The 11,467-nt window shown below is 72.1% G+C and carries 9 protein-coding genes; 4 read left to right on the top strand and 5 right to left on the bottom strand.

Annotation, left to right across the window (positions count from 1 at the left end; all coding sequences use genetic code 11):
- The 3 genes from PPSIR1_RS16935 to PPSIR1_RS47945 form a co-directional block, all read right to left on the bottom strand.
- Positions 1 to 1,491 (bottom strand): serine/threonine protein kinase (locus PPSIR1_RS16935; RefSeq protein WP_006972323.1); only part of this gene is annotated, 1,491 nt, incomplete at its 3' end.
- Between the two features lie 76 nt (positions 1,492 to 1,567).
- Positions 1,568 to 2,722 carry an undecaprenyldiphospho-muramoylpentapeptide beta-N-acetylglucosaminyltransferase gene (murG, locus tag PPSIR1_RS16930; RefSeq protein WP_157595643.1) on the bottom strand — a complete coding sequence of 385 codons (1,155 nt, stop codon included), beginning with the start codon at positions 2,720 to 2,722 and terminating at the stop codon, positions 1,568 to 1,570.
- Between the two features lie 75 nt (positions 2,723 to 2,797).
- A complete protein-coding gene (locus tag PPSIR1_RS47945) occupies positions 2,798 to 3,196 on the bottom strand; it encodes a hypothetical protein (protein ID WP_006972321.1) in 399 nt (132 codons plus the stop codon).
- A 120-nt stretch (positions 3,197 to 3,316) separates the two neighbouring features.
- Here PPSIR1_RS47945 and PPSIR1_RS16920 point away from each other — a divergent pair, with 120 nt between their 5' ends.
- The gene (locus PPSIR1_RS16920; RefSeq protein ID WP_006972320.1) at positions 3,317 to 4,027 is read left to right on the top strand and encodes a tellurite resistance TerB family protein; all 711 of its coding nucleotides are present in this window, start codon (positions 3,317 to 3,319) and stop codon (positions 4,025 to 4,027) included.
- Positions 4,028 to 4,057: 30 nt separating this feature from the next.
- On the opposite strand, the gene PPSIR1_RS16915 is transcribed toward PPSIR1_RS16920, so the two are convergent.
- Both PPSIR1_RS16915 and PPSIR1_RS16910 read right to left on the bottom strand, forming a co-directional pair.
- A complete protein-coding gene (locus PPSIR1_RS16915; protein ID WP_006972319.1) occupies positions 4,058 to 5,269 on the bottom strand; it encodes a YcxB family protein in 1,212 nt (403 codons plus the stop codon).
- Positions 5,270 to 5,276: 7 nt separating this feature from the next.
- A complete protein-coding gene (locus PPSIR1_RS16910; RefSeq protein ID WP_006972318.1) occupies positions 5,277 to 6,038 on the bottom strand; it encodes a hypothetical protein in 762 nt (253 codons plus the stop codon).
- A 262-nt stretch (positions 6,039 to 6,300) separates the two neighbouring features.
- Between PPSIR1_RS16910 and gcvP the strand changes: the two genes are divergently transcribed.
- The 3 genes from gcvP to PPSIR1_RS16895 all read left to right on the top strand — a co-directional run bounded on the left by gcvP (position 6,301) and on the right by PPSIR1_RS16895 (position 11,315).
- Positions 6,301 to 9,243 (top strand): aminomethyl-transferring glycine dehydrogenase, encoded by a 2,943-nt coding sequence (gene gcvP, locus PPSIR1_RS16905; protein ID WP_006972317.1) that lies wholly within the window; start codon positions 6,301 to 6,303, stop codon positions 9,241 to 9,243.
- Between the two features lies 1 nt (position 9,244).
- Complete coding sequence (locus PPSIR1_RS16900; protein WP_006972316.1) at positions 9,245 to 9,733, top strand: hypothetical protein; 489 nt, start codon at positions 9,245 to 9,247, stop codon at positions 9,731 to 9,733.
- Positions 9,734 to 9,935: 202 nt separating this feature from the next.
- On the top strand, positions 9,936 to 11,315 hold the full coding sequence (locus PPSIR1_RS16895; RefSeq protein WP_006972315.1) for an NAD(P)/FAD-dependent oxidoreductase: 1,380 nt from the start codon (positions 9,936 to 9,938) through the stop codon (positions 11,313 to 11,315).
- Positions 11,316 to 11,467: the final 152 nt, after the last annotated feature.

The following is an 11,467-nucleotide window of genomic DNA, read 5'->3' as shown; positions in this document are numbered from 1 at the left end:
CCGCTCGGGCGCGTCGGCGGGGCTGGGCCGGACGAGCAGCTCGACCAGGCGCAGGCTGGTCGCGTCCGCCCACTGCACGTCGTCGAGGACCAGCACCTGGGCCACGGGGGCGCGGCGCAGGACCTCGACGAAGCCCTCGACGGTGTCCCAAAAGCGATCGCGCTGCTCGGCGGGCCCGACCGACGGGGGCGCGGACGTGGCTTCGGGGCGCGGCGCGAGGGCGTCGAGCATGGGCCCGAGGGAGGGGACGAGGGGGCGCAGCAGCGAGGCGTTCGCGCCCATGGCCTCGGCCATGGCCCCGGCGAGGGCGCGCTCGGGGACCTCCGGGTGGTCGCGGACGGCGACCAGCATGCCCTCGAGGATGCGCCCGAGGCCCGTGCGCGGATCGGCCTGGCTGTACTGGTCGAACTTGCGGACCGAGAACACCGAGCTCGCGCCCTCTTGCGTCAGGGCGCTGCGCAGATCGTCGAGCAGGGCCGACTTGCCCGAGCCCGAGGGCCCGCGGACGCGGGCGAGGCTGGGGGCGCTGGGGCGAGCTTGGCGGTGCAGCTCGAGCAAGCGGGCGCGCTGCGTATCCCGGCCGTAGAGGCGCTGGGGGGGCCGCAGGCGCTCCGAGGGATCGCGGCTGGCGATGGCGAACTCGGGCACCTCGCCCGGCCCCTCGAGGGCGTCGAGGATGCGCCGCAGGTCCTGGCGCAGCCCGTGGGAGCCCTGGTAGCGCTCGTCGGCCGACTTGCGCAGCAGCTTGGCCACGACCCGCGAGAGCACCGGGGGCAGGCGGCGCTCGGGGGCGCGCTCGTGGGCCAGCGGCGGCACCCGGGTCAGCTGGGCGTGGATGAGCTCGCTGGCCTCGCGCAGCTCGGGGAACAGGCGCTCGCCCGTGAGCAGCCAGTAGAGCGTGGCCCCGAGGCTGTAGTAGTCGCTGCGGTAGTCGACGGCGCGATCGATGCGCCCGGTCTGCTCCGGGGGCATGTAGCCGAGGGTGCCCTCGATGCGCGCCCCGGTGGTCCAGCGCAGCTCCCGGGGCAGCACCGCCGAGATGCCAAAGTCGATCAGCACGGCGCGCCCGTAGTCGGGGTTGACCAGGACGTTGCTCGGTTTGATGTCCTTGTGGACGACGCTCTTGGCGTGCAGGTGGGTGAGGGCGTCGAGCACGGCCAGGGCCACGCGCACGCACGCGGCGGTGTCCGGGGGCTGGGCGAGGGCGTGCTCGTCGAGGGCGCGGAGCTCGGGGTCGTCGTCGGCGAACACCAGGGCCAGCGCCGTGGGCTCGTCGATCAGCTCGAGGACCTCGACGAGCTCCGGCGCGTCGACGAGCTGCGCGATCAACCACTCGTTGCGAAAGCGGGCCCGGACCTGGGCGGGGGCCAGGTGGGGGGCCGGGGTCTTGATGACCACGGGGCGCCCGTCGCTGCGTCGAAGCCCGCGCCAGACCACGCTGCGCAGGGACTCCCGAACGATGTCCGTCCCGCGATACCCGCCCACCTCCATCGGCGGACATCATAGCGGGCTTTGGGGTCGCGATTCGTGCGCTCGAATGGACAGTTCGAGGGCGTCGAAGTCTGGATTAGAGCTCGGCGAGGGCCGCGTAGATCGTGCTCGCGGCCTGGGGCCGAGCGGCGCTGAGCATGCCCTGGCGCATCGCCGAGAGCCGCGCAGGGTCGGCCATCAGCGCGCCGAGGGTGTCGACCAGGCGCGCGTCGTCGAGCTCCGATTGGGGAATCATGACTGCGCCCCCAGCCGCGACCAGGGAGGCCGCGTTGTGGGTCTGGTGGTCGTCGGTGGCGTGGGGGAAGGGGATGAGCACGGCGGGGCAGCCCACGGCCGCGAGCTCCGCCAGCGAGGTCGCGCCGGCGCGGCACAGGGCGAGATCGCACCAGGCGTAGGCTTCGCCCATGTCCTTGATGAAGGGGGCCACGCGCACGCGCGCCTCGTCGACGCCCGCGGCGGCGTAGCCCTCGCGGACCTCGTCGAGCTCACGCTCGCCGGTCTGGTGCCAGACCTCCAGCTCGGGCACGGCCTCCATCAACGCGGCGATCGACTGGACCATCGCGCGGTTGATCGCCCGGGCCCCCTGGCTGCCGCCGAACACGAGCAGCCGGGGCGCGCGGCCTCGGGCCTGGTCGGCCTCGGCGTCGCTGCGGGCTCGCTCGAGGCGCTCGAGCAAGGCGGCGCGGATCGGGTTGCCCGCGAGCACCAGCTTGTGGGCGGGGAAGTCTCCGCGGGCGTCGGGGAAGGTGGCGAACACCCGCCGCACCAGGCGCCCGAGGATGCGGTTGGTGATGCCGGGGACCGAGTTTTGCTCGAGGATGGCCGTGGCCCGACCCATGGACCAGGCGGTGGCGACGATCGGCCCGCTGGCGTAGCCGCCCACGCCAACGACGACGTCCGGGGCGAAGTCGCGGATGATGGCCCGGCTCTGGAGCCACGCCCGCGGGAGGCGGAGCAGCCCCGTGAGCAAGCCCTTGATCCCGCGGCCCTTGATCCCGGTGACCTCGATGCGCTCGAGCGGCCAGCCTTGCTCGGGCAGCACCCGAGCTTCGATGCCGCGATCGGTGCCGACGAAGCAGACCTCGCCGCCCGCCGCGACCACGCGCTCGGCCAGGGCGATGCCGGGGAACAGGTGCCCGCCCGTGCCGCCGCCGGCGATCATCACGCGCAGCGGCTGGGCGGTGGCGGTCTGGGGCTCGGTCGAGGGCGCGGACATCACCAGGGAGGACATGGCCATCCTATACCGGACGCCCCCGCAGACTCCCAGATTCCCGCAGCGACGGGGGCGAAGGGGACGAGGGCCCGCTCAGCCCGCGAGCGCGCCGGCGAGGCCCACGAGCAGGCCGAGGCCGAAGCGGATGCCAAAGCCCCACGCGGCGCCGCGCTTGCTCTCGGGCTTGCCGCGGATCCAGACGATGATCAGGCCGAGGAGCGCGAAGAAGAAGGCGGCGAGGAAGCCCAACCAGAAGTTGCCCGGGTCCTCGAAGCTCAGGGGCTCGGCGTCGGTGTAGGCGTTGTCGACCGGCGGGGCGTAGGGGTTGGCGGGCGGCGAGGCGAAGGGGTTGTCGGCGCCGCCCGAGGGGTTCGGGTTGGCGTTCGCGTAGGGGTTGCCGGCGTCCGTCGGGTTGGCGTAGGGCGAGGCGTAAGGGTTCGCGCCCGGCGGGGGGGCGTAGGGCGAGGGGCCTTGGTTGTTCGGCTCGTTCACCCGTTCAGGGTATCAGCCCGCGCGAAGGCCGTGGACGCGGAAAAATTTCATCCTCGGGGTGAGTTGATTCGTTGTTGCACTCGCGCACGGGGGCGCCGGTCCTGCTAGCATCCCCGCGACATGTCGGTGTCCCCCGAGACTGAGTGGATCCTCGTTGCGACTGGGCTGATCGCCCATGCCGACGGACACCTCGACGGCAACGAGGTCGAGCGCCTGATGGCGATGATCGACGATCGCATCCCCACGGAGAGCTACTCGGACTGGCTCGGCATGCTCGGGGACGCGGCGGCGCTCGAGGCTCGCTACGCCGAGCTGCCCAGCCCCGCCGCCGACCAGCACGAGTTGCTGCTGGAAGAGGCGTGGACCATGGCGATGGTCGACGAGAGCGAGAACGTCCCGGAGATCGCCGTGCTCGAGCGCATCGCTGGCGGCCTGGGCATCGCGTCGGAGCAGCTGTCGAGCTGGCGCGCGAGCTGGCGCGAGCGCGAGCGCAACTACGCCCGGCGGGTCGCCGAGCTGCTGGCCTACTGCCTGGGCGGGGGACAGCCCATCGAGGGGCGGGAGCGCGGCCGCTTCGAGCGCTTCGTCGATCGCCTGCCCGCGCGCCCCGAGCTGCGGGCCGAGCTCTACGCCCTGGCCGCCGAGCCGCGCACCGACGCCGACGCCATCGCCAGCGAGTGCGCCGAGCTCGATCGCAGCCGCCGGGTCCGGGCCTTCCGCCTGGTCGGCCGCCAGGTTGGGCGGGCCGCAGACCAGGACAAGGCCTCCGAGCGCTTCGGCAACCTCGTGCGCCTCGCCGGCCTGCTCGACACGGAGCTGCTGGCGCTGTGAAGACCCGGACCAAGACCCGCGCGGGCGGCTTCAATCCGCTGGCGACTGGCTGAGCGCTTCGCTCCCGACTGCGCTGTCGGGCGCCTGCGCGGCCGCGTCGGCGTGGCGACTGAGCGCCGCGAAGCAGGCCGTGCGCTGCGCGGGGGTCGCGAAGGCCGTGTCTGGGACGTCGACGAAGATGGCCTGGTCGAGGCGTCGGCGGGCCACGATGGTGTCGCGGCGCTGCTCCGGCGGGGTGAGGGCGGCCCAGGCGATCCAGCGCTCGCTGCTCGCGTCGACTCGACGCAGGCCGCGAGCGTCGTGGTCCATGGCGACGGGGCGCGGCGGATCCCGAGCCTCGAAGGAGGCCGAGAGCAGGCCGAAGGCGCAGAACATGGCGGCGAGCAGCGCGAGCACTTCGCCGAGCAGCGTCGGGGCTCGGGCGCTCCCGGCGAACAGGGCGAGGGCCACGGCGAGGCAGCCGACGGCGAGCAAGTAGCGGCTGCGCAGGTCGGCGATCCAGGTGAGCGGGGCGTCCTCGGGATCGGCGAAGCTCGCCGGGCGCAGGACCTGGGGCTTGGGCAGCAAGGCCGTGCCCAGGAAGGCGAAGGCGGCGGCGAGGCAGTTGAAGAGCAGCGCGAGGCCGAGGGACTCGCTCCTCGCCCCGAGCAGGCAGGCCGCGCCGAGGCCCCAGGCGACCACGGGCCCCGTCCACGCGCCCTCCCGTGGGCCGCGCTGGGGGAGGGCCAGCGGCGGCTCGAAGGGGACCGGGTCGGCGAGGGCCGCCTCGACGGCGTCGATGAAGCGCTGGCAGTCCTCGGGGTCGTCAAAGGCCTCCCGCGGGACCGCGCACCACATTCGGTCGTGGCGGTAGAGAAAGAACAGGAAGGAGGGCGTCAGCGCGTACTCGATCTCGGTCCAGGCCAGGCGGGAGCGGGAGCAGTCGTCGTCGAGGCGCAGCGCGTCCGGGTCGACGCGGGCGCGGATCCGGTTGTGCCACGCGGGCGGGGAGCCGCGCTGGTCGGCGCTGCGTCTCCACAGCGTGCCGATGTAGACCGCGGCCAGGGCGAGCCAGCCGAGCGCGGCGACGGGGCGACCGAGGGCGAGGGGAACCAAGGCGGGGACCAGCACCAGGGCAGACAGGACGAGGGTCTGCGCCCGACGGCGACGCATCCGCGACCAGCGAGGTTGCTGGCGCCCCACGAGCTCGAGCTGCTTGCGCGTGAGGACGAAGGCGATCTCGGGGGCTGCGTCGCTGTCCACGGCGCTCCTAGGCCTGGGCTCGCTCGCTGAGCTCGCCCGTGGGCGAGCGACGCAGGGTGATGCCGTCGTCGAAGGCGATGGTCAGCGCGCCGGCCTCGGCCTCGAGCAAGCGAGCGGGGGGCAGGGACAGGTGGTGGAGGGTGTCCGAGTCGATGGGCGCGAGGGGGATGCCGTTGGGCAGGGGGAAGCGCTCCGGCGGGCCTTCGATGAGCTCGAGGGTCACGCGCTCGAGGCTCTGCTCCGAGGCCTCGGCGCAGGCTCGGGCGAAGCCCGCCGCGCGCTGGAGGATGCGCTCGACCTTGGGCCGGGTGTCCTCGGACAGCGCGAGGCTCATGTAGCGCACCCGGTGCATGGTCTCGTCGGTGCACGGCAGGCGGCCGGCGGCGTCGAGGCGCTCGACGGCGATGACCGTCATGCAGTCGTCGACCATGCCGTAGCCCGCGGGCGCGTCGTCGGCCACGACGTTGTGGTCCGAGCTGAAGTAGGCGAGGGCGAGGAGGCGCACGAGGTACTCGTTGCTCGGGTGCCCGGTGCGGTCCTGGAGGGCCACGACGTGCTCGGCGAGCCCGCAGATCTCGCGCAGGTGATCCTCGGCGATGGCGCGCGCGGCGAGCTGAGCCGGCAGGGCCGTCGCCCCTCCGAGCTCGGCAAAGAGCGCGGGGCACCGTGCAAGAAGTTGCTCGGCATAGGTCGTCGCGTCGCGCCGGGGGTCGAGCTCGCGGATTTCGACGAGCTTTTGCATGACGCGCTGGAAGAGCGTCCACCGCATGGTCCGAACTATACGTGTTTTGGGCCGCGCACCGTCGACTTCGGGCCGCAGGCGCAGGGGCGCTGGAGAGGGCGCTGTACAGGCCGTTGCGCACCCTCGGGGCCCCGTCGTCTCGCGCACGGTGCGGGTGTGAGCCCGGGCAGGAGAGGCGCGAAGTAGCGCCCTAGGAGGGCGCCCGGGGATGCCTTATGTTGCCCGTGATTGCGGCCCCAACGACCTCGCCGCGACTGCTTCGACCCTTCGTCCAGACCGAGTGCTTCCCATGGCCGAGCGCACGCCGACCCCCAGCTTCCTCGCCCCCAACGACACCTTCGTCCGCCGTCACGTCGGGCCCAGCGACGCCGAGATCGAACAGATGCTGACGGCCTGCAAGGTCGCCAACCTCGACGTGCTCGTCGACGAGACCATCCCGGCGGCGATCCGCATGGACGGCCCGCTGCGCCTGCGCGGGATCGAGAACTACGGCGAGGCCGGCCGCGAGTTCGGCGAGCACGAGCTGCTCGCTCGACTGCGCGCCCTCGCGGAGCGCAACCAGGTCCGCAAGAGCTACATCGGCCTGGGCTACTACGGCTGCATCACGCCCGGCGTCGTCCAGCGCAACGTGCTCGAGAACCCCGGCTGGTACACGGCCTACACCCCCTACCAGGCCGAGATCAGCCAGGGGCGGCTCGAGGCCCTGCTCAATTTCCAGACCGTGGTCTCGGACCTGACCGGCCTGCCCCTGTCGAACGCCTCGCTGCTCGACGAGGCGACCGCCGCGGCCGAGGCCATGCACATGGCCCACGCGATCAAAAAGGGCAAGCGCCAGGTCTTCTACGTCAGCCAGGACGTGCACCCCCAGACCCTCGCCGTGGTCCAGACCCGCGCCGAGCCCCTGGGCATCGAGGTCCGGGTGGGCAACGCGATGACCACCGAGCTCGACGAGCAGGTGTTCGGCGTGCTCGTGCAGTACCCCGACACCCACGGGAACATCCACGCCTACGACGCGCTCGCCGAGCGGGTCCACGGCGTCGGGGCGCTGCTGGTCGTCGCCACGGACCTGCTCGCGCTGACCTTGCTGCGCGCGCCCGGAGAGTTCGGGGCCGACATCGCCGTGGGCTCGGCCCAGCGCTTCGGCGTGCCGCGGGGCTTTGGTGGCCCGCACGCGGGCTTCATGGCGACCTCCGAGAAGTACCGCCGGCAGATGCCCGGGCGGATCATCGGCGTGTCCAAGGACGCCCACGGGGCCCAGGCCTACCGCATGGCCCTGCAGACCCGGGAGCAGCACATCCGCCGCGAGCGGGCGACCTCCAACATCTGCACCGCCCAGGTCCTGCTGGCGATCATGGCCAGCATGTACGCCGTCTACCACGGCCCCGAGGGCCTGCGCCGCATCGCCCGGCGGGTCCGCGGGCTGACGGCCCTGCTCGGCCGCGAGCTGAGCGCCCGGGGCTACGAGCTGCTCAACCAGCAGCGCTTCGACACCTTGCTCATCGGCGTGCCCGAGGGGGTCGCCCACGCCGACGCGATGGCCGTGGTCGACGCGGCCGCGGCCCGCGGCGTCGACCTGCGCCGCGTCGACGGGCGCCGCCTGGCCCTGAGCCTCGACGAGACCACGACCTTGGCCGACCTCGCCGAGCTGGTCTCGATCTTCGCCGGCGAGGCCGTCTCGGTCGAGGCCGTGGCCGCCAACGCGGCCGCGGTCGAGGGCGAGCTCGACTACCCCGCGCCGCACCAGCGCAGCTCGAGCTACCTCGAGCACCCGGTGTTCCACCGCCACCACGCCGAGCACGAGATGCTCCGCTACCTGCACCGCCTCGAGGCCCGCGACCTGTCGCTCAACCGCTCGATGATCGCCCTGGGCTCGTGCACGATGAAGCTCAACGCGACCGCCGAGATGGTCCCCGTGACCTGGCCCGAGTTCGCCGACATCCACCCCTTCGCCCCGGCCGAGACCGTCCAGGGCTACGCGGAGCTGTTCGGCAGCCTGGGCGACTGGCTGTGCGACATCACCGGCTTTGCGGCGGTCTCGCTCCAGCCCAACGCGGGCTCTCAGGGCGAGTTCAGCGGTCTACTGGTGATTCGCGCTTACCACCGGGCCCGGGGCGAGGCGCACCGCAACGTGTGCCTGATCCCGACCTCGGCCCACGGCACCAACCCGGCCAGCGCCGTGCTCGCGGGCATGAAGGTCGTGGTCGTCAAGACCGACGCGCACGGCAACGTCGACCTCGAGGATCTGCGCGCCAAGGCGGCCAAGCACGCGGCCAAGCTGGCGGCGATCATGATCACCTACCCCTCGACCCACGGCGTGTTCGAGGCGCAGATCAAGGACATCTGCGCCGTCGTCCACGAGCACGGCGGGCAGGTCTACCTCGACGGCGCCAACATGAACGCCCAGGTCGGGCTGTGCCGCCCGGGGGACTACGGCGCTGACGTCTGCCACCTCAACCTGCACAAGACTTTTTGCATCCCCCACGGCGGCGGCGGCCCGGGCATGGGTCCGATCGGCGTCGCGGCCCACCTCGCCCCGCACCTGCCGGGCCACCCGCTGGCGCCGACCAACAACCCCAACGCCGTCGGGGCCGTGGCCGCTGCGCCCTTCGGCAGCCCGATGATCCTGCCGATCTCGTGGGTCTACATCGCGCTCATGGGCGCCCCCGGGCTGACCCGCGCGACTCAGGTGGCGATCCTCAACGCCAACTACATGGCCGCGCGCCTGCGCGAGCACTACCCCGTGCTCTACTCGGGCGCCAACGGCCGCGTCGCCCACGAGTTCATCATCGACCTGCGGCCCTTCAAGCAGTCCGCGGGCATCGAGGCCGAGGACGTCGCCAAGCGGCTGATGGACTACGGCTTCCACGCCCCGACCATGAGCTTCCCCGTCGCCGGCACCTTGATGATCGAGCCGACGGAGAGCGAGTCCATGGCCGAGCTCGATCGCTTCTGCGAGGCGATGATCGCCATCCGCGAGGAGATTCGCCAGGTCGAGGACGGCGCGCTGCCGCGCGAGGACAACCCCCTGGTGAACGCGCCGCACACCGCCGAGGCCGTGTGCGGCGACGAGTGGACCCGGGCCTACCCCCGGGAGCAGGCCGCCTTCCCGCTGTCGTGGGTGCGCGAGTCCAAGTTCTGGCCGGCGGTGGGGCGCATCGACAACGCCTTTGGTGACCGCAACCTGGTCTGCACCTGCCCGCCCCTCGAGGCCTACGAGGACGCGGCCGAGTAGGGTGGCCATCGTCTACGCCATGTTCGAGGCGGCGGCGGACTGCGAGGCGGTCGTCGCCGCGCTCAACCGGCGCACGCCCGAGCGGCCGAGCTTCCCGGTCCAGACCCACGAGCGCAGCCCCCTCGACGGCAACTTCTTGCCGGAGTCGGCGACGACGACCGGCGAGAACACCGTGCGCGGAACCGCCTTCGGCGGCGTGGTCGGCCTGGGCATCGGCGCGCTCGGTGGGGCGACCCTCGACATCATGGGCCTGACGGTGGGGATCGGCGCGCTCATGGGCTTGCTGACCGGGATCCTCTCCGGGCTCTTGGCCGGGATGATGGCGGGCACGCGGCTGCCCAAGATGGCCCTGCGCGAGGCCGCGCTTCCCCTCGGAGATGGGAGCGCGGGCAAGGTCCTGGTGACCGTGGAGGTCGGCGACTCCGCCCACGTGGAGACCGTCGAGGCAGAGCTCGCTGAGGCCGGCGGGGCCGACGTCGGCGTCTGTTGAGTCGTGGACGTGGGGCAGGGAGGGCGTGGCGTCGTCCACGACGGCTAAAATAGGCTGTGAATCCATTCACAGCCTCTGCGAGCAGCCTAGGCCCTCCTGGCGAAGCGAATAAATTGCCGGCGCGAGCAGCTGCCGCACGGCTCTCTTGCCGTCACCTTGAAAGAGGCGGCGGCGTTTCGCTGTCGCACAAAGGAGAGGCTTCATGACTGAAGCACAGGGACCGACCCGCAAGCGGGTCATCATCGTGGGCGGAGGCTTCGCGGGCTTGAACGCGGCGAAGGCCCTCGGCCGGGCGGGTCGACGCGGGCCCGGGCGGGAGCTCGAGGTCGTGCTCATCGACCGCCGCAACCACCACCTCTTCCAACCCCTGCTCTACCAGGTGGCGATGGCGGGGCTGAGCCCGGCCGACATCGCAGCACCCATCCGCAGCTTGCTGAGCGAGTACCGCAACACCCGGGTGATCCAGGGTGAGGTCCAGGCCGTCGACGCGGACGCGCGCGTCGTCCGGGGCGACTTTGGCGAGCTCGAGTACGACTACCTGGTGCTCGCCGCTGGGGCCATGCACGCCTACTTCGGCAACGAGGCCTGGGAGCCCCACGCGCCCGGGCTCAAGACGGTGGAGCAGGCCACGGAGATCCGCCGCCGGGTGCTGACCGCCTTTGAGCAGGCCGAGACCCTGGACCCCACGGACGGGGCCGGGCGCAAGCGCCTGCTGACCTTCGTGATCGTCGGCGGCGGCCCGACGGGGGTCGAGCTCGCGGGGGCGATCGGCGAGATGAGCCGGACGACGCTGGCGAAGGACTTTCGGACCATCGATCCCAAGCTGACGCGGGTGATCCTCATCGAAGCTGGCGACCGGATTCTGCGGGGCTTCGACGCCTCGCTGGCCAGCCGGGCGACCCGAGACCTCGAGGGCCTCGGCGTCCAGGTGTGGACCGGGAGCCGCGTGACCCAGGTCGACGCAGACGGGGTCAACGTCGGCGAGGAGCGCATCGAGGCGGCGACGGTGCTGTGGGCCGCGGGCGTGCGCGCGGCGGACTTCGAGGACGTCGCCGGGGCCGAGCAGGCGGTGTTCGAGCGCGACCGACAAAACCGCATTCACGTCGGCGCGGACCTGAGCATCGAGGGACACCCCGAGGTGTTCGTGGCCGGCGATCTGGCCCGCGCCCTCGGCGAGGACGGCCAGCCCTTGCCCGGCCAGGCCCCCGTGGCGATGCAGCAAGGTCGCTACGTCGCGCGCATGATCCTCGGTGATCTCGGTGGGGGGGAGGGGGCCGGCCGTGAGCGCGAGCCCTTCCGCTACGTCGACAAGGGCCAGATGGCGACCATCGGCCGCAGCCGCGCCGTCGTCGAAGCCGGCAAGGTCCGCTTCGGCGGCCTGTTCGCCTGGTGGACCTGGCTGCTCGTGCACATCTACTACCTCACCGGCTTTCGCAACCGCGTGCTCGTGCTGATCCAGTGGGCCTGGTCGTACATGACCTTCGTCCGAGGCGCCCGCTTGATCGTCAGCAAGCGCTGGCGCTCGTACCCGGAGGCCAATGGCACCGGGGAGAACGAACGCAAAGACAGCGCCGCGGCCTGACGAGAGCGACCCCCAAGCCACCCCAAAAGCGCACAAAAGGGACATGGGGGTCGCGTAGCGATCCGTAAAGGACACAGTCCCCGCCACACCATCAACACACTCCAACTCATTTCAGCCATCTATTTGCCTTCGAGCCAAACTCGGTAGATAAG

This window comes from Plesiocystis pacifica SIR-1 (genome assembly GCF_000170895.1).
Classification (GTDB): domain Bacteria; phylum Myxococcota_A; class Polyangia; order Nannocystales; family Nannocystaceae; genus Plesiocystis; species Plesiocystis pacifica.
The sequence above is the reverse complement of the archived record's forward strand: the minus strand, read 5'-3'. Positions and strand labels throughout refer to the sequence as shown.